This window comes from Alcaligenes sp. DN25 (assembly GCF_023674485.1).
GTDB classification, from domain to species: Bacteria; Pseudomonadota; Gammaproteobacteria; order Burkholderiales; family Burkholderiaceae_B; genus Alcaligenes; species Alcaligenes phenolicus.
The window spans coordinates 1,831,948-1,850,742 of record NZ_CP098408.1; the positions used below are offsets into that span (position 1 = coordinate 1,831,948).

The 18,795-nt window shown below is 53.2% G+C and carries 17 protein-coding genes; 12 read left to right on the plus strand and 5 right to left on the minus strand.

Going from position 1 to position 18,795, the window contains the following annotated elements; translation table 11 throughout:
• Positions 1–51: 51 nt before the first annotated feature.
• Positions 52–945, minus strand: coding sequence for a LysR family transcriptional regulator (locus NBV64_RS08445; RefSeq protein ID WP_250757081.1), 894 nt, complete (start codon positions 943–945; stop codon positions 52–54).
• 119 nt (positions 946–1,064) lie between these two features.
• On the opposite strand from NBV64_RS08445, the gene metE reads away from it, so the two are divergent.
• The 5 genes from metE to NBV64_RS08470 all read left to right on the plus strand — a co-directional run bounded on the left by metE (position 1,065) and on the right by NBV64_RS08470 (position 8,266).
• Positions 1,065–3,356 (plus strand): 5-methyltetrahydropteroyltriglutamate--homocysteine S-methyltransferase, encoded by a 2,292-nt coding sequence (gene metE / locus NBV64_RS08450; RefSeq protein WP_250757082.1) that lies wholly within the window; start codon positions 1,065–1,067, stop codon positions 3,354–3,356.
• A gap of 240 nt (positions 3,357–3,596) precedes the next feature.
• Positions 3,597–4,574 carry a DUF1852 domain-containing protein gene (locus NBV64_RS08455; protein ID WP_009454665.1) on the plus strand — a complete coding sequence of 326 codons (978 nt, stop codon included), beginning with the start codon at positions 3,597–3,599 and terminating at the stop codon, positions 4,572–4,574.
• A 29-nt stretch (positions 4,575–4,603) separates the two neighbouring features.
• Complete coding sequence (locus tag NBV64_RS08460; RefSeq protein ID WP_247965528.1) at positions 4,604–5,632, plus strand: methionine synthase; 1,029 nt, start codon at positions 4,604–4,606, stop codon at positions 5,630–5,632.
• A 252-nt stretch (positions 5,633–5,884) separates the two neighbouring features.
• Complete coding sequence (locus NBV64_RS08465) at positions 5,885–6,532, plus strand: TetR/AcrR family transcriptional regulator (protein ID WP_250757083.1); 648 nt, start codon at positions 5,885–5,887, stop codon at positions 6,530–6,532.
• A 21-nt stretch (positions 6,533–6,553) separates the two neighbouring features.
• On the plus strand, positions 6,554–8,266 hold the full coding sequence (locus tag NBV64_RS08470; protein WP_250757084.1) for an acyl-CoA dehydrogenase family protein: 1,713 nt from the start codon (positions 6,554–6,556) through the stop codon (positions 8,264–8,266).
• Positions 8,267–8,678: 412 nt separating this feature from the next.
• On the opposite strand, the gene NBV64_RS08475 is transcribed toward NBV64_RS08470, so the two are convergent.
• Together NBV64_RS08475 and NBV64_RS08480 are read right to left on the minus strand one after the other, a co-directional pair.
• Positions 8,679–9,248 carry a hypothetical protein gene (locus NBV64_RS08475; RefSeq protein WP_250757085.1) on the minus strand — a complete coding sequence of 190 codons (570 nt, stop codon included), beginning with the start codon at positions 9,246–9,248 and terminating at the stop codon, positions 8,679–8,681.
• Positions 9,249–9,413: 165 nt separating this feature from the next.
• Entirely contained in the window at positions 9,414–10,079 is a 666-nt protein-coding gene (locus NBV64_RS08480; protein ID WP_250757086.1) for an EcsC family protein, read from the minus strand.
• Positions 10,080–10,989: 910 nt separating this feature from the next.
• On the opposite strand from NBV64_RS08480, the gene zigA reads away from it, so the two are divergent.
• The 7 genes from zigA (at position 10,990) to hisI (ending at position 16,452) form a co-directional block, all read left to right on the plus strand.
• Positions 10,990–12,207 (plus strand): zinc metallochaperone GTPase ZigA, encoded by a 1,218-nt coding sequence (gene zigA / locus NBV64_RS08485; protein WP_031232153.1) that lies wholly within the window; start codon positions 10,990–10,992, stop codon positions 12,205–12,207.
• A gap of 63 nt (positions 12,208–12,270) precedes the next feature.
• A complete protein-coding gene (gene folE2, locus NBV64_RS08490) occupies positions 12,271–13,212 on the plus strand; it encodes a GTP cyclohydrolase FolE2 (protein ID WP_250757087.1) in 942 nt (313 codons plus the stop codon).
• Between the two features lie 130 nt (positions 13,213–13,342).
• Positions 13,343–13,618, plus strand: a complete 276-nt coding sequence (gene yidD / locus NBV64_RS08495) for a membrane protein insertion efficiency factor YidD (RefSeq protein WP_137430932.1) — start codon at positions 13,343–13,345, stop codon at positions 13,616–13,618.
• On the plus strand, positions 13,515–14,072 hold the full coding sequence (locus NBV64_RS08500) for a SufE family protein (RefSeq protein WP_250757088.1): 558 nt from the start codon (positions 13,515–13,517) through the stop codon (positions 14,070–14,072). Before yidD ends, NBV64_RS08500 begins: the two co-directional genes overlap by 104 nt.
• A complete protein-coding gene (locus NBV64_RS08505) occupies positions 14,069–15,463 on the plus strand; it encodes a dihydroorotase (protein WP_250757089.1) in 1,395 nt (464 codons plus the stop codon). The genes NBV64_RS08500 and NBV64_RS08505 overlap by 4 nt, the downstream gene beginning before the upstream one ends.
• 25 nt (positions 15,464–15,488) lie before the next feature.
• Complete coding sequence (gene fur, locus NBV64_RS08510) at positions 15,489–15,947, plus strand: ferric iron uptake transcriptional regulator (RefSeq protein ID WP_115635190.1); 459 nt, start codon at positions 15,489–15,491, stop codon at positions 15,945–15,947.
• 28 nt (positions 15,948–15,975) lie between these two features.
• Positions 15,976–16,452 (plus strand): phosphoribosyl-AMP cyclohydrolase, encoded by a 477-nt coding sequence (gene hisI, locus NBV64_RS08515; RefSeq protein ID WP_250757090.1) that lies wholly within the window; start codon positions 15,976–15,978, stop codon positions 16,450–16,452.
• Positions 16,453–16,729: 277 nt separating this feature from the next.
• Here hisI and NBV64_RS08520 read toward each other — a convergent pair whose 3' ends face one another.
• Complete coding sequence (locus NBV64_RS08520) at positions 16,730–18,250, minus strand: tripartite tricarboxylate transporter permease (protein ID WP_250757091.1); 1,521 nt, start codon at positions 18,248–18,250, stop codon at positions 16,730–16,732.
• Between the two features lie 3 nt (positions 18,251–18,253).
• Positions 18,254–18,703, minus strand: a complete 450-nt coding sequence (locus tag NBV64_RS08525; RefSeq protein WP_026482781.1) for a tripartite tricarboxylate transporter TctB family protein — start codon at positions 18,701–18,703, stop codon at positions 18,254–18,256.
• Positions 18,704–18,795: the final 92 nt, after the last annotated feature.

Here is an 18,795-nt window from a genome sequence, read left to right on the forward strand (position 1 = left end):
GATATTCAATGTATGGCAATATGCAAGGGGAGATATTATTTCGATATTAGGCTATAAAGAATTAGAAGGGGTTCGAGCCAGCTCCATAAACGCCTGCAGATAATCAATCACCGTTTCCGTCTCCCTCATCCCCAGAAAAATCTGCTTGGCGATGCCGTGCTTGCCTAACTTGACCGGCACCACATCCAGCTTCTCTGCATATTCTTCCACCAGCCATCGCGGCAGCGCCGCTACGCCACGGCCACTGGCAACCATCTGCATCATGATGTCCGTCGTCTCAATCGTTTTATGACGTCGGGGGGCGATACCAGCAGGCAGCAGAAACTGGTTGTAGATATCCAGCCGGTCTATGTCCACCGGATAGGAAATCAGTATTTCCCTGTCCAGGTCCTTAGGCTTGGCATAGTCCACATTCGCCAGGGCATGGGCCTTGTTCACTACCAGCACCTGCTCGTAGTCGAAGACGGGCTCGAATTTCAGGCCTGGCTTATAGAGCGGGTCTGGGGTGACCAGCAGATCAATTTCATACCCAAATAGCGCACCGATCCCGCCAAACTGAAATTTCTGCTTCACATCCACATCCACGTCTGGCCAGGCGCTAAGGTACGGCGAGACGATCTTAAGCAGCCATTGATAGCAGGGGTGGCATTCCATGCCGATGCGCAGTGATCCTCGCTCGCCTTGGGCGAACTGGCCCAGGCGTTCTTCTGCCAGATCCAGCTGCGGCAGGACGCGGTTGGCGACGGCCAGCAGATACTGCCCGGCTTGAGTCAGTTGCAGGCTACGGCCTTCGCGACGCCAGATTTCTGTGCCCAGTTGCTGTTCCAGTTTCCGCATGGTGTGGCTAAGGGCAGATTGGGTAACGTGCAGCACGGCAGCGGCGGCGGTCAGGGACCCTTGCTTGTCAACTTGCTGCACAACGGCCAGGTGGATGCGCTCTAACATGATACGTGAATGATATTCATGGGTTGGTGAGATAAGACCATTTTACTTCATTGATACGGCTTCCTACAATGCAAGTCATTCATTCATTCATTCATCCACTGGCCTTTAGAGAGCAGCACATGACGACGATTCATAATCTTGGCTTTCCGCGCATTGGCGCCAAACGGGAACTGAAGTTCGCCTTGGAGTCTTACTGGAAGGGCGAATCATCGCGTGACGAACTCAAGGCTCTGGGCGCCCAGCTGCGTCAGCGTCATTGGGAAAATCAGGCAGGTCTGGATCTGGTGCCCGTTGGAGATTTTTCTTTTTACGATCAGGTGCTGGATGCCAGCTTCTTGCTGGGCAACTTGCCTGAACGTGTGCAGGACTTTCATGGTGACGAGCTGGATAACTATTTCCGCGTAGCGCGCGGTCGTTCGGCCAAGGGGCTGGAAGATCACAGCGCTTGCTGCGGTGGCGTGGCTGCCGGTGAAATGACCAAATGGTTCGACACCAACTATCACTACATCGTCCCCGAATTTACGGCTGACACCCAGTTCAAGCTTGATGCCTCGCGTTTGTTGGAGCAACTGGCTGAAGCCAAGGTTCAAGGCGTGAAAGCCAAGCCTGTGATTATTGGCCCCGTGACTTATCTGGCACTGGGCAAAGCCAAGGATGAATCCAACAAGCTGGCTCTGCTGGATCGCTTGTTGCCCGTGTATGTCCAATTGCTGGAGACGCTGGCTAAAGCCGGTGTGGAGTGGGTGCAGATTGACGAGCCTATTCTGGTTACCGAGCTGGATGCCGATTGGCAGCAGGCGTTCAAGACCGCTTATCAGCAACTGAAAGCTGCTGGCGTGAAGTTGCTGGTAGCCACTTACTTTGGTCAGTTGCTGGAAAATGCTGCTTTGGCCGCCAGCTTGCCTGTTGCCGGTTTGCATGTGGATGCCATCAATGATCGTGATGGTGTGGATGCACTGCTCAAGCTTTTGGGTGACGACAAGGTCTTGTCCCTGGGCGTGATCAATGGTCGCAATATCTGGAAAACAGATTTGACCGCTGTACTGGACTGGGTTGAGCCCATCGCCAAGCAACTGGGTGATCGTTTGTGGATTGCTCCTTCCTGCTCGCTGCTGCATGTGCCGGTTGATCTGGACAGCGAAGAAAAGCTGGATGCCGATGTGAAGTCCTGGTTGGCCTTTGCTTTGCAAAAGCTGGATGAACTGCGTGTATTGGGTAAAGCCTTGAGCCAAGGGCGTGATGCCGTCAAGGCAGAGCTGGCCGATAACCTGGCCGCTTTGACGGCGCGTCGCAACTCGCCTCGTGTCAACAATCCTGCTGTGAAAGCAGCGGTGGCGCGCATCTCGGCCGAGCTGGGCAAGCGCAAGAGCGTTTACGAACAGCGTGCTTCCAAGCAAGCTGAATTCCTGAAACTGCCCGCATTCCCCACCACCACAATTGGTTCTTTCCCGCAAACGGCAGAAATCCGCCGTGCTCGTAGCGAGTTCAAGGCCGGTCGTCTGGACGAAAACAGCTACCAGGCCGCAATGCGTGCCGAGATTGAGCGCAGCGTGCGTGAGCAGGAAAAACTGGGTCTGGACGTGTTGGTGCACGGCGAAGCCGAGCGTAACGACATGGTCGAGTACTTTGGTGAGCAGCTGGACGGCTACGCATTCAGCCAGTTCGGTTGGGTGCAGTCTTACGGTTCGCGCTGCGTGAAACCACCCATCCTGTTTGGTGACATCAGCCGTCCTCAAGCCATGACGGTGGAATGGATCACCTACGCCCAGTCGCTAACTCAAAAACCCATGAAGGGTATGTTGACCGGCCCCGTGACGATCTTGAACTGGTCCTTTGTGCGTGATGACCAGCCTCGCTCGGCCTCTTGCCTGCAACTGGCGCTGGCCATTCGCGAAGAAGTGCTGGATCTGGAAAAGGCCGGTGTGCATGTGATCCAGATCGACGAAGCTGCCTTGCGTGAAGGCTTGCCACTGCGTAAATCGCAATGGCAGAGCTACCTGGACTGGGCCGTGGAAAGCTTCCGCATCGCCGCCAACGGCGTGGGCGACGAGACGCAAATCCATACACATATGTGTTACTCGGAATTCAACGACATCATTTCCTCCATCGCTGATATGGATGCGGACGTGATCACCATTGAAACCAGCCGCTCGGACATGGAGTTGCTGGAAGCCTTCGAGAACTTCCAGTACCCCAATGAGATCGGCCCCGGCGTGTACGACATTCACTCGCCTAACATTCCGACCGAGCAGCACATTGTGAATTTGATGAAAAAAGCCGCCGAGCGCGTGCCAGCAGAACGTCTGTGGGTGAACCCCGACTGCGGCTTGAAGACACGTCAATGGGCTGAGGTGATTCCCGCTTTAACAAATATGGTGGCCGCAGCGAAAGTTTTGCGGGCAGGTGCCTGATCAGATCAGGAGCTGAGTTTGGCGGAAAGTCCCGGCCAAATGTCGGGACTTTTTTGAGGCTGATTCAAGCCTGTTTTCTGGCTTTACCAGGAAGAAGAGAGCAAGCAGTGCAGCCCCCCGAAACAGCTCAGACAATCAGCACAGAGTGTACATAAATAAGATGAATTTATTTTTCAAGATCAATGACTTGGCTCGAAAATAAATTCGAGATTGAAATCAGAAATTAGGGCATACATAAAAATGAATAAAGAATTCGCGTTCAGCATCAGAAGCATCCGTTTTGATGAAAACTACCGTCCAGCCAATAACACACGTATCACCACTAACTTTGCCAATTTGGCCCGTGGTGAAAGCCGTCAGCAAAACCTGCGCAATACTCTGAAGATGATCGACAATCGCTTCAATAGTTTGGCGCATTGGGACAACCCGAATGGGGACCGTTATTCAGTTGAACTGGATATTGTCTCTGTTGATATTGATGTTGAAGGCAATGGTTCTACGTTTCCGACCATCGAAATTCTGAAAACCAGTATCGTTGATCGGAAAGAAAACAAGCGTATTGAAGGGATTGTGGGTAACAACTTCTCTTCGTATGTGCGTGACTACGATTTCAGTGTGGTTCTGCTGGAGCACAACAAGAACAAAAATGGTTTCAGCGCCCCGGAAGGCTTTGGTGATTTGCATGGCAAATTGTTCAAGGCTTTTGTGAACTCCACGCTGTATCAGGAAAACTTCAACAAATCCCCCGTGATTTGCCTGAGCGTATCCAGCAGCAAGGTCTACCACCGTACAGGTAATCAGCATCCCGTATTGGGCGTTGAATACCAGCAAAACGAGTTCTCGCCGACCGATGAGTACTTCGCGAAAATGGGCTTGCAGGTTCGTTATTTCATGCCGCCAAATAGCGTGGCGCCTTTGGCCTTTTACTTCCGTGGTGATTTGCTCAGTGACTACACGAATCTGGAATTGATCAGTACCATCAGCACGATGGAGACATTCCAGAAAATCTACCGCCCCGAGATTTACAATGCCAATTCGGCAGCAGGAATGCGCTATCAGCCCAGCCTGAAAAATGCGGATCATTCGGTTACGCAAATTGTCTACGATCGTGAAGAACGTAGCCGTCTGGCGGTTGAGCAGGGCCGGTTTACCGAAGAGAGTTTTATCAAGCCATACAAAGTTATTCTTGATCAATGGGCAGCCAGTTACGCGCTTTGATTCATCAAAAACAACAAGGTTATTTAATTATGAAAAAATTGCTACCCACCTCCACCGCTGGCAGTTTGCCTAAACCCTCCTGGCTTGCTGAACCCGAGAAACTGTGGTCGCCCTGGAGACTGGAAGGTGAGGACCTGGTCGAAGGCAAGAAAGATGCACTGCGCTTGTCCTTGCAAGAACAATTGCACGCCGGTATCGATCTGATTAGCGACGGCGAGCAAACCCGCCAGCACTTTGTCACTACCTTCATCGAACATCTGGAAGGCGTGGACTTTGAAAAGCGTGAGACCGTGCGTATTCGTGACCGTTACGATGCCAGCGTTCCAAGCGTTGTCGGTGCTGTCAATCGCCCCAAGTCCGTGTTTGTGGATGATGCCAAGTTCCTGCGCCAGCAAACCTCGCAGCCGATCAAATGGGCGCTGCCTGGCCCCATGACCATGATCGATACGCTGTATGACAACCACTACAAGAGCCGTGAGAAATTGGCATGGGAATTTGCCAAGATCCTGAACCAGGAAGCCAAAGAGCTGGAAGCCGCAGGCGTGGATATCATCCAGTTTGACGAACCTGCTTTCAACGTGTTCTTTGACGAAGTGAATGACTGGGGTATTGCTACGCTGGAACGTGCCATTGAAGGTCTGAAGTGCGAAACCGCCGTGCACATTTGCTACGGTTACGGCATCAAGGCCAACACCGATTGGAAAAAGACCCTGGGTTCGGAATGGCGTCAGTACGAAGAGTCCTTCCCGAAGCTGCAGCAATCCAAGATCGACATCATTTCGCTGGAATGCCAGAACTCCCACGTTCCTATGGATTTGATCGAACTGATCCGTGGCAAGAAAGTGATGGTTGGCGCCATTGACGTGGCCACCAACGTGATTGAAACCGCTGACGACGTGGCCAACACACTGCGCAAGGCGCTGAAGTTTGTGGACGCTGACAAGCTGTACCCTTCCACCAACTGCGGGATGGCACCGTTGCCACGCGCCGTGGCTCGTGGCAAGCTGCACGCCCTGAGCGCCGGTGCTGAAATCGTTCGCAAGGAACTGTCGGCCTGATAGGTTTGATACCTTCGCGCTAGCTAGTTTCAGACAGCCCCCAGCAAACAGTATTGATGGCTTTGCCATCGCTGTTGCTGGGGGCAGTTTTATTGGGGCTGCTGATCGTGTTGCTTTAAATAACAGATGCTCCCAAGCCGCCTGCAATGCCAGGAGGCGAGTATTTTGACACCTCTGCTTAACGAAATTCTTGTCCACCACAAAGAAATGAACTAGGATTCACTCATGTAATGAATCAGAGTTCACTTCTTTATGGCCTATCGTCAAACCCCCGCCGTTGAAGCTCGTCTGCAAGACAATCGCGGCCGTATTCTGGAAGCGGCTCGCGTTTTGGTCAGTGAAGGTGGCTGGCAGGAAGCGCAGGTAGCCAGTGTGGCGGCCGCAGCCGGTATTGCCACCGGGACGGTCTATCGTTACTTCCCCTCCAAGGCCGAGCTGTTTGCAGAAGTCCTGTCGTTGGTGTCACAGCGTGAGGTGGATGTGCTCACGGACATTGCGCAGGCTGACGGAGCCTCCATGCTGCGCCTGCATGCCGCAGTCTCAACATTCGTAAAACGCGCCATGCGTAATCCTCGTCTGGCGTATGCCTTGATTGCCGAGCCATGCGATAAGGAAATCGACGCGGCTCGTCTGGTGTATCGCGCCGCGATCAGCCAGGTCATTCACTCCATTGTTTCCATGGGGCAAGATGCCCAGGAAATGCGCCAGGATGTGCAGCCCGATATTGCGGCTACCGTCATTGTGGGCGGTTTCATGGAAGGGCTGATTGGCCCGCTTTCTCCTTTAAGCCGTCAGCAGCACGATGGCACGGACAGTTACCAGCGCCAAGTGGCTGCGCTGGCTGACCAGATTGCCCAGATGGCGTGCGCCAGTGTGGCAGTCCTTTCTGCCACGCCTTAGAAAAACAGTTTGGAGACAACCATGAACCAAGCGCTTCCCCCCAGCATTTTGAATGCGCCCGAGGATCGTTACAGCACGCATCAGGTTTTGAATCAGGCTCAGCCCGCCAGTGGTTTCAATGCTTTTACGGGCGATCAGGTTTTAACTGAGGCCATTCGCCGCGAAGCTCCGTGGGCCGAATCGCGTTGTCAGGCTTTGGGGGCGGTGTCTGGTGATGAAAATGTTCAGGAGTTGGCCCGTTTGGCGAACCGTCATATCCCTGAACTTAAAACGCATGATCGCTTCGGCAACCGGATTGATTGGCTGGAATGTCACCCCAGCTGGCATGAATTGATGACCCTGGCCTGGCAGCACGAGGTGCCGAATTTAAGCTGGCGTACGCAAGAGAAAAACGGCCACTTCGCTCGTGCGGTCTTGTCCTATCTGTGGAATCAGGTGGAGCATGGTACGGGTTGTCCGACTGGCATGGCGTATGCGGCGTATGCCGGTTTCGAGGCTGAACCTGCTTTGGCGATCTGGGCGGACAAGCTCAACGGGACGCGCTACGAATACAGTCGTCGCGAAGTGGGGGATAAACCCTCGGTGGTCATTGGCTATGCGATGACAGAAAAGCAGGGCGGTTCGGATCTGCGTGAGACGCAGACTACTGCGCGCTTCTCCCATAGCGCGGATTATCACGGCGCTACAGCGCATTGGTATGAGCTGACGGGGCATAAGTGGTTTTGTTCAGTGCCGCAGTCTGATGGTTTTTTTACGCTGGCTAAAGTCAATGGCGGTGTTACCTGTTTCTTTTTGCCCCGTACCTTGCCGGACGGCAGCTATAACCGCTTTTTTGTACAACGCCTGAAGGACAAGGCGGGCAATCGTTCCAACGCGTCCAGTGAAGTGGAGTATGCGGGCACGCTGGCAATTCGGGTTGGGGAAGAAGGGCGCGGTATTCGGGAAATTCTGTCGCACTCGCATTTGACACGTCTGGATTTTGCGATTGGCTCGGCGGGTTTGATGCGACAGGCGCTGACCTTGGCCCTGCGTCACACGACATCACGCAAGGCTTTTGGAACCTCCATTGCCGATCGGCCCATGATGAGCAATGTGCTGGCGGATATGGCGGTAGAAGTGGAAGCGGCAACCTTGATGTCCTTGCGCGTGGCCAAGGCCACTGACCTGATGCAGAGCAGTGACCACGAAAGGCTGCTGGCTCGGGTGGCCACGCCTGCGGCTAAGTACTTCAATTGCTCGCGCGCCCCCTCCATTGCGAATGAGGCTTTGCAATGTCACGGCGGCAATGGCTTTATTGAAGAAAACCCCATGGCCCGTGTGTATCGAGAGGCCCCCTTGAACAGCGTTTGGGAAGGGACGGCGAATATGATGTGCATGGATGTGCGGCGCGCCATGATCAGAGATCCGCTTACGGTGGAGGCGGTTTTCAATGAAATCAGACCCTTGGCCGGGCAAGACAAGCGATTCGATGCACTGGTACAGCACACTGAGCGTTTGGTTCGGGCGGCAATCGAGGATGAGTTCCTGGCCCGCCCCATGACCGAAGCCGTCGCCCGCGTCTTGCAGGCGGCCGAGCTGCTGCGCTATAGCTCTCAAGAAGTGGCGGATGTGTTTTTAAGTACGCGTAGCGGCGGGGAAGTGGGGGCTTGGGGAGCGCATTACGGTACTTTGGGAATGATTATCTCGTCGGAGACTGCACAGAATATTATGCGACGGGCGATGGTGTTAGATTGAATAGCTTGAGTTCTGCGATGTGATGGTTTTGGGCAAGATTTATTTGAAGATGAGTCAGTACACTAGTTTTTTAAGGCCATTTTGATTTATTCGAATCTTTGCGTTTTTATTCAAACGACCGAGTTAGGTAAGGTTCCTTTAGGTCGTGTGTTAATACTGTTTGTTTGATTTTGGGGGCTCTCCGTTGGTTGCTGGAGTTCTATCGTACTCATCCCTATTCCTGGGAGCAGTGGTGTATGCCAACGTGGCCCGCTCGAGGAGGGAGGGCTGCCATCCGAGAGGTGGTCGGATGGCTTTGTCTCAGTAGTGACAACTTAGGGGGAAAAGATCGGGGGGTACGAATATCAAGAATTGGCGTTAATAAGCATGTACATGAGCCAAGCAGTATTGGGGTTTTTTATGACTTTAATTATTAATTTTTCTTAAATATGTTTTTTGTTATTTCTTTTGCCCTTAATCCTTGGCCGCTGGGTTGAGTTACTACTCTGATTGATTCATCAAGCGTAACAGGGTTTTTTTTGCTGTCTTCTCCAATAATATATTTAGGGGAGAATGGAGCAAGAGCTTTAGAGAATATTTCTATAAAATCATTTTGATTTTTTTTGGGGATATTTTCAGTGTTAATCATTTCTGAAATTATGGAGCAATCAATCATAACCCCGGTTAGCCATTCACTACTGGAAGAATAGCCACAGCACCAATACAGATTCGTGCCTTGCAAGGTGGACTGGGGAGACGCCATGTTTGCTCCTGTAAAACAGGATCCGAGCATTAGACCTGTAATGTTAGATTTTTTTGAGTATTCTCCAATTTTTGAAAAAATATCATTCAGTTTTACATTTCCAATGTGCTTCTCATTGCCGTGCGCAGCAATGTAAATAATGGCATTTTCAAACCGTACGCTGCATAGTATGGAGAGAGCTTTTATGAAACTATTTTTATCATAAAAATTAGCGTGGAAAACATCTGTTCCTCCGGCCATCTTAGCGATCCCTTCTACAAATGGCAGTACGCTACTTCGATTACTATCTTGCTCGTCTAATATCCATGGGCACTCGAGAACTAAGATGGCCTGATTTGCGTTGTGATGTAGTTTTGTTCTTCGTGTTTGTTGCATAGTGGTGGAGTTAATCAATCTAAATGGAATTTAGACAATGGTTGGGGTACGGCCCGCCCCATTACCCGCAGATAGAGGGGCAGGGTTCTTAACGAAGAGGTCTCTAGCGATATTACCGATTGTATTGGTCGTTACGGAATCAAAGGTTGCGCCAACGACTCCACCGAACAAAGGCACAGCTTTTCCAATATTAATGGCTCCTGTTGTGCCGAATTTAGTTAGCAACCGAAACCCTACTGCTTGGTTAATTTTAATTAAAGTGGCACCACTGATTTTGCTAACGTAGTTAGTGGCAACTTTAGTTGCAATCACAATACCAACATCTTTCAAAATGTCTTTCGCTGCATTTCCAGCTAGGCAGGCATAGACCAGAGCTTTGACTCGATCGTCCGTTGGGTCATAGCCTCCAAGGTAGGCAATAGCAGTAATCATTCTCAACTGCACGTACATAACGCTCGCAACGTTTGCGGGAATAGCTACAGGCAGAGTCACAATACCTCCCAATCCAGTTAGGAACCCTGAAGTAGCTGCTTTGGTATTTTGCCAACGAATCATCGAGTTGGCGGCATCCAACTTATTGTTATTGTTCTTGTGATACTCATCCGCGAACTCTTTGGCTGTGCCAGTTCCAGGGATGCCATTCATTGCTTTGTCGTAGGCCCAGTCTAATGCATCGTTGAGTTTGCTCAACGTCATGTTGTTCGCCACATGCGCTCCTAAATTTTTCTTTTTGCCTAGTTAGGCTGCTTATAAAATGTCATTGTGTAACTTTTTGTGGCCGAATGATGACATAAAAAAGCGATATGTGGCTAGTTTGTAAGTTACTTTGTTGGTGTTTGTAGTCGGGGATTCAAGACTGTTCACGAGAGGGTGGACTCTTTACTAGTTACAATTACCTGTTCAGGAAGGGATATTTTTGATGAGGCTTGTAGAGCTTGAAGTCGAGCCTATCGGATTGATTGTGTCTTCTTGCTTCAACGCACTTCTGGCTTGTTTTATTTTTATGAAATTTGGTGCCCTCTGCGAGGTTCAAGTCCCAGCTTTCGCTGATTATTAGTGCTCTAGAATGAGTTGCTCAGGTCCAGCCTCATAGGGCACGGAAGACGTCTTCCTTTACCATAGGCCCAGCAGCACCGAGCTGGGAATGTTAGACGGTATCACGTTGTTTATATTGAATAAGTTGCTATTCGTGTAATAAGACTTAAGCTGATAAAGCATAGCGTGGTGGGGGAGAGGAAGAACACCGACAGGCGAGACATCTACGTGCCGATCAAAGGGACGTTCAGTACTTTCGACAAAGCTCCACCTATCCATCATCTAGAAATCGGCGTTCAGATACTAGAGCATCTTGATGTGCTTAATTATCATGCGCGGGTATGGCTGCCTTGTTCAACTAGTGGCAAATAGTGCAAACAGGCTTAGAGTACGTGTCATACACTTGCGAAATCGTCCCGTGAGAACCCGTTTCTCCGTCCTGGTCGTCAAGCCCTCCTTGTAAGAGGGTTTTTTCTTGGTCAATTATTGTTATGTTATAACATCTCAAATTTGACAGAAGTCCTCTGCAAGGAACTGCCCATTGATGCCTCAAGGAAGAAGAGAAATGACGATGAACCTCGATAACACGCCAGTCGATCCCGCAGCCCGCATTCCCGTAACGGTTTTGTCCGGTTTTCTGGGTGCGGGCAAGACGACTTTGCTGAACCACATCCTGAACAATCGCGAAGGCCGCCGCGTGGCCGTCATCGTGAACGATATGAGCGAGGTCAATATTGATGCCGCTTTGGTTCGTGACGGTGGTGCCGAGCTATCGCGCACCGATGAAAAGCTGGTGGAAATGAGCAACGGCTGTATTTGCTGCACCTTGCGCGAGGACTTGTTGTTGGAGGTGGACCGTCTGGCCAAGGAAGGGCGTTTTGATCAGTTGGTCATTGAATCCACCGGCATTTCAGAGCCACTGCCCGTGGCTGAAACGTTCACCTTTGAGGGCGAGGACGGCCGCTGCCTGGGTGAAGTCGCGCGCTTGGACACTATGGTCACGGTAGTGGACGCCTTTAACTTTCTGCGCGATTACAGCTCGCAAGACAGCATCCAGTCCCGTGGCGAATCTTTGGGTGAAGAAGATGCGCGTACCGTTGTGGACCTGTTAATTGAGCAGATCGAGTTCTGTGATGTGCTGGTTCTGAACAAGATTGATTTGATCAGCGAGCCAGAACGCGAGCACCTGATGGCCATTCTGAACAGTCTGAATCCCCGTGCTCGTATTGAAACAGCCGAGTTCGGCCAGGTGCCCTTGGACCGCGTTCTGAACACCGGCTTGTTCGATTTTGAAGAGGCTTCCAAGGCCCCAGGCTGGCTGCAGGAATTGCGTGGCACTCATACCCCGGAAACCGAAGAGTACGGCATAGGCAATTTTGTTTACCGCGCCCGCCGTCCATTCCACCCGCAGCGTTTCAAGGAACTGGTCGAAAGCGAATGGCCTGGGGTGGTGCGCTCCAAAGGCTTTTTCTGGTTGGCGAACTTCCCGACTCTGGCGGGCTCCTGGTCACAGGCTGGCGCGGTGGCTCGCTATCACGTGGCGGGTTACTGGTGGGCGTCCATGCCGCCTGAACGCTGGCCGGAGGATCCCGAAGCGGTAGCGCTGATCAAGGAAAAATGGGACGAACGAGTAGGGGATGCGCGTCAGGAGTTGGTTCTGATTGGCATGGATATGGACGAGGAAGCACTGCGCGCCCGTTTCGATGCCTGCCTGTTAAGCGATGAAGAAATGGCCAGCGGCCCCAGCACCTGGACAACATGGACGAATCCGTTTTCAGACTGGCCTTGATAGCGTTGAGGTCTTGCCAGGTCTTTGCCAGCGTGAGCAAGGCCTTTTGATTGGATGTTGAGTATGACTGTTGTACTTCCCGACCCGGCTTTGAATGATTCCTCCCATGGCCTGACTCCGCTTTCCTGGGTGGGTATGGAGGGAGTCGACCTGCCCATTACCGTGCTTGAACGAGGCTATAAGCAGCAGCTCCATGCGCGGGTGGATGCTCAGGTTGATTTGCCCTTGGCACATGTAAAAGGGATACATATGTCCAGGCTGTACCGCTTGCTGAATGACTTGCCGCCAGAACAGTCCTTGTCACCGTTAGGGCTGCGGCGTCTTTTGCAAGGCATGGTGGATAGCCAGCAGGACTGTGGAACGCGCAGTGCACGACTGTGTTTTCGCTTTGATTTATTGGTGCGACGGCCTGCCTTGGTCACGCAGGGTCTGGCCGGCTGGAAATCCTATCCCGTCGCGCTGGAGGCCAGACTTTTGGACGGTATCTTTATATGCAAGGTGCAGGTTCAGATAGCTTATTCATCGACCTGTCCTTGTTCGGCTGCGCTGGCTCGGCAGTTGATTGAACAGGGCTTTATGCAGGCCTTTGGAAAGCAGCCTGTCTTGCATGCAGATGAGGTAGCTGCCTGGTTGCACAAGCACGCCAGTCTGGCCACTCCACATAGTCAGCGTAGTCAGGCTCTGGTTCACATCCAAGTATCGGAAGACAGTGAGGATTTTGGGTTTTTGACGCTGATTGATCGCATTGAAGAGTCATTGGCAACACCCTTGCAAACCGCCGTTAAACGAGCAGACGAGCAAGCCTTTGCCGCCTTGAATGGTCAGAACCTGATGTTTGTGGAAGACGCGGCGCGTCGTATAGAAGCGGCCTTGGGGGGCTATCAGAATCCTGGTGTTCAGGTCCGACATCTGGAGAGTCTGCATCCCCATGATGCAGTGGCGTTCAAAACTCCTTCATCGGAAGGGATGCCTTTTTTGCGGCTGAGCGGGGGCGTAGCGCCATGAGTGTTCTAGTCCTTGCTGTCTCGTGCCAGACCCACTCCATGGGTCAAACTTTCTTGCTATTGGCGCAGCCAAGCAAGCTCGCGATATGTCCATTTGAGCGGGTATGTTGCTCCCATGCTTGGGAGCTGCGATGAAAACCGTTCTTGTCTCTGTTCTGGTCCTGCTTGTTCGCGGCTATCAGCTTTTTATTAGCCCATTGCTGGGGCCACGTTGCCGCTTTTATCCAACTTGCTCCCAGTATGCGATTCAGGCTTTGCAGGTGCATGGCCCCCTCAAAGGAACTTGGCTGGCTGCACGGCGCCTTGTCCGTTGTCACCCTTGGCATCCGGGCGGGCATGACCCTGTTCCAGCTCTTGATGATCGGGGTAGGCAATCGCTCAAGCAAGCAGGAGAAGACCGTGGGTAAGGATGCAGCACCAGAAGAGTCCATAGTTCAAGCCCAGCAAGCCATTGTGGAGAGTTTCCAGTTCCTGGGGAACTGGATGGCCCGCTACGAATATTTGATTGATCTGGGGCGCTCCTTGCCGGACTTCCCGGACGAATGGCGTACCGAGACGAACCGTTTGCATGGCTGTCAGGCACAGGTCTGGATGGTGTCTGAATTGCGTGATCACAAGTTGTTTTTTCAGGCCCGTAGTGATTCCGCCATCGTCACCGGCTTGTTGGCTTTATTGATGCAGGTGTACTCGGGGCGTTTACCGCAAGAAATCCTGTCTCATCCCCCTGACTTTTTACGGGCAATTGAACTGGAGCAGCACTTGTCACCGAATCGCGCTAATGGCCTGTTTCACATGATGGAGCGGATTCGTTTGACGGCACAAGACGCTCTGGATGTAGAAGCCGAAAAGGTAAAACCATGACGCCAGAAATCCCGAAGGCCTCTACCTCCCGGACGGCAGAAACCGCCAGGCAGCATAATTTGCGCCATGCCGATTTGCTGCTCTGTGGCGCTACGGTAATGACTCCTAATGGGGCCGAGCGTATCGACATCGCCTGTGCGCAAGGCCGGATTACGGCTCTTGGTGATTTGTTGCCCGGTTGGAGTGCAGACTGTGTGCTGGACCTTAATGGCTTGCATGTTTTGCCGGGGGTGATAGACAGTCAGGTGCATTTCCGAGAGCCGGGGCTGGAGCACAAAGAGAATCTGGAAGCGGGTACACGGGGCGCAGTCCTGGGCGGCGTGACGGCGGTTTTTGAAATGCCCAACACCTATCCCTTGACCTTGGGTGCTGCCGATTTGCAAGCCAAGCTGGATGCTGCTCAAGGCCGAAGCTGGTGTGATCACGCCTTTTATATCGGTGGTTCTGCCTTGAATGCCGATTCCTTGCAGGAACTGGAACAGCTCCCAGGTTGCGCAGGCATCAAGGTCTTTATGGGCAGCTCCTTTGGAGACCTATTAGCGGATGAGGACGACGTGCTGCGTCGCATCTTGCGTCATGGTCGCAGACGGCTGGCAGTACACGCCGAGGATGAGACCAGACTGCGTGAACGCAAATATATCGCCCTGGATAGTGGCGACGTGCGCCAACACCCGGTTTGGCGTGATGTGGAAAGTGCCTTGAAGGCAAGCCAACGCATTGTTCGTCTGGCGGCAGAGGTGAAGCGCCGATTGCACGTGTTGCATGTGTCTACCGCAGAGGAAATGCAGTTTCTGGCCGCGCACAAAGATCGCGTAACGGTAGAAGTGACCCCACACCATCTCAGTCTGCAAGCCCCCGACTGTTATGAGCGTCTGGGCAGCCTGGCGCAAATGAATCCCCCGGTGCGCGGGCAGGTCCATCAAGACGCGCTGTGGCAGGCGATTCGTTCGGGCGTGGTGGATGTCATTGGCAGCGATCATGCACCTCATACCTTGCAGGAAAAGTCTCAAGCCTATCCCGCCTCACCCAGTGGCATGACTGGCGTGCAAACCTTGCTGCCCGTGATGTTGAACCATGTACACGCAGGCCGCCTGAGTTTGCAGCGACTGGTGGATTTGACCAGTGCCGGACCTGCCCGGGTTTTTGGACTGGAAGGCAAGGGGCGCATAGCCCTGGGTTTTGATGCGGATTTCAGTATTGTGGATTTGAAGGCACGCCGCCGCGTCCGCAATGACTGGATTGCCAGCGTCAGCGGCTGGTCTCCCTACGACGGCATGCCAGTTGTGGGCTGGCCGATTCACACCATTGTGCGCGGCCATTGTGTTGTTCGTGATGAAGTCCTGGAAGGGCAGGCTCAAGGCAGGCCGCTGCGTTTTCTGGAAGTCCCTTAACCGCCCGTTCAGCAAGGAGTACGTCGTGACGGATTCAAAAGAGCTTAAAGAGCGAGGCCTGAAGGTGACGACGGCTCGTATCCAGATTCTTGAGATATTCCAGGCCCCCGGCATTCGTCATTTGACGGCAGACGATGTGTATCGCCAACTGATCCGGCAAGGCAGTGAGATTGGCCTGGCGACTGTCTACCGTGTACTGACCCAGCTGCAACAGGCAGGCTTGCTAAAGCAGGTTTATTTTGAATCCGGCCGGGCGCTGTATGAGCTGGACGATGGCGAACACCATGATCACCTGATTTGCACGGACTGCGGGCGTGTGCAGGAGTTTCATGATCAGACGATCGAGCAGCAGCAAAAAATGATTGCTCAGGAGCGGGGCTTTCAGGTTATGGAACATAGTCATGTGGTGTACGGACGCTGCCTGAATCCGGATTGTGAATATCGCCCGGAACCCATGATGACAAGGAGAAAACATGAAGGCTAAAGGACAAGACACAAGATCTGCTGACAATATGGCAGTACAAATAAACCGCCGAATCTCGGTAGAGCAGGTGGAGGAGGGCCACGAACTGGCCCCCAAATTTGACGAACAGGGCCTGATTGCCTGCATCACGACAGACGCTAACAATGGCGAGGTCTTGATGCTGGGTTACATGAACCGGGAAGCCCTGGAAAAGACCATACAGACCGGTGAAGCTCATTACTGGAGTCGCTCGCGTCAAATGCTCTGGCATAAAGGTGCCAGCAGTGGACTGGTGCAGACGGTAGAGGAAATGCGTATCGACGACGACCAGGATGCGGTGTGGTTACGTGTGCGGGTAGCCGGTTCCGGGGCCAGTTGCCACGTAGGCTATCACTCCTGTTTCTACAGACAGGTGCCGGTTGGTGTCGAGCATAGCAAGGGTCAGGATCTGGTCTTTGTGGAGTCCGCCAAGACCTTTGATCCCAAAGACGTGTATGGGGATGTGCCCAATCCCACTGTGCTTTAAAGGGTGCTCATGCAACGGTTCCTATCGAGGCGGTTCATGCAGCCCTGATTGCCGGTTTTGGCTGGGTCATGATGTACGGTGCGCTAACTGCCTTTGCTTTGGCGGCCTTAAGTCATCTGGTGTTTGGTTCCGCCAGGAAGAGTGCACAGGCGTGTTGCAGTCCTGGATAGGGGCAGGCACAAAAAAGCCGGGCAAATGAGCCCGGCTTTTTCTTATGGAGGCTGCGGTAAAAGCATTGCGTTTAGCCGATCCCCCATGGCTAGTGGTTGCCAGTGCTTCAAGCCTTGGCCAGGGCTCCCAGCTTCTTCTGGTTGTTCGAGCGCCAGAACGAGTAGCTCAGTCCCAGCATCAGCAAGATGCACGCAATGATAAAGACCATGCTGATCGGGCGCTCCAGGAAGATCATCGGATCACCACGCGAGAGCAGCAGGGCGCGGCGGAAGTTTTCTTCTACCATCGGTCCCAAGACAAAGCCCAGCAGCAAGGGGGCCGCCTCAAAGCGCAGGCGCATGAAGAAGTAACCCAGCACCCCAAACAGCAGCACGATATTCACATCGAACAGGTTGTTGTTGGTGCTATAGACACCCACGCACACAAAGAACAGGGCAGCGGGGTACAGGTACTTGAAGGGCACGGACAGCAGGCGAACCCACATGCCGATCAAGGGCAGGTTCAGCACCAGCAGCAGGATGTTGCCCACCCAGAAACTGGCGATCAGGCCCCAGAACATATCGGCGTGCTCGACCACCATTTGCGGGCCAGGCTGGATGCCGTGAATGATCAGCGCGCCCAGCATCAAGGCCATGACCGGGTCGCCGGGAATGCCCAGGCTCAGGGTAGGAATGAAGCTGGTCTGGGTAGAGGCACTGGTGGCGGCTTCGGGCGAAGCAATGCCCTCAATCGCACCACGTCCAAAGCGCTCGGGGTTCTTGGCAACTTTCTTTTCCGTGGCGTAGGCAATGAAAGACGCAATGGTCGGGCCAGTGCCGGGCAGAATCCCGAAAGCCGCACCAATCGCAGTACCGCGCACCAGAGCGCCTTTGGATTGCTTGATATCGCCTTTTTCCGGACGCAGGGAACGGGTGGAGACTTTACCAATGGCCTTGGTGTGGCCGCTATTGATCCGGTTGATGTTCTTGAGGAAGTCCGCAATACCGAACAGGCCCATGGCCAGCGCCACAATTTGCAAGCCGTCCTGCAGTTCCGGAATATTGAAATCAAAGCGCGATACACCACTGTTCACATCCGTACCGACCACGCCAAAGATCAAACCCATGACGACCATGGCCACGCCCTTGATGGCAGAACCTTTGGCCAGTGTGGCGCCGGCCAGCAGGCCCAGCATCATCATGGAAAAGTATTCAGCCGGGCCGAATTTGAAGGCAATATCGACCAGCGCGGGCGAGAACAGAATCATGGCCAGAATGCCAATGGTGGCTCCAAAAAAGGAGGACAACATCAACATGAACAGGGCCGATCCGGCCTTGCCGTTGCGGGCCATGGGGTTGCCGTCCAGACACGCCACCGCGTGCGAGGCGGTACCGGGCAGATTCAGCATGATGGAAGTAATACCGCCACCGTACTGGGAGCCATAGTAAATACCGGCCAACATAATCAGGGCGGCGGTCGGGGTCATGGCGTAGGTCAGGGGCAGCAGGATGGAGATGGCTGCCAGCACACCCATGCCGGGCAGCACCCCGATCAGGTTCCCCATGAACACGCCAAACACGGCCCACATCAGGTTGTCCAGTTGAAAGGCAACGCTAAAGCCGTGCATCAGGTTAGATAGAATTTCCATGGCTTAGCCCCAAGTAAACAGGGGGAATTGCAGCTCCAGCCCCCAGGAGAAAATAACCACACCCAGCAGTGTCACGAAAATGGACAGCAGCAGGGCGGTGAGCCAGGAATGTTCCTTGTCGCCCATGGCAGAGATGAACACCAGGGCAAAGGTGGCGGGAACCAGTCCGCCGTAGCGACCCAGAATAATGAAGGCGATGATGCCACCCACAATCGCCATCCAGCCACGCCATTGCGGCGGGCCGTAGTCCTCCTCCTGCTCATCGTCGTGCGCGGCGGTCTCTACAAACAGGTACAGAGCGCCCAGCACAATCATCACGATGCCCAGCAGAAACGGGAAGTAGCCCGGTCCCATGCGGGCCATGGTGCCCAAGGAGTATTTCTGTCCCATCAGGACGGTAAATACGCCTACTCCCACCATCAGGCCGGCTGAATAATATTTTTGTCTGCTCATGAATCTCCTCATTCCCCTAAAGCAAGCATGATTTTTATAAACCCTGAAAAAGAGCGATTAAAAATGAGGCTAGCTTAGCGGAGCAGGAGAGG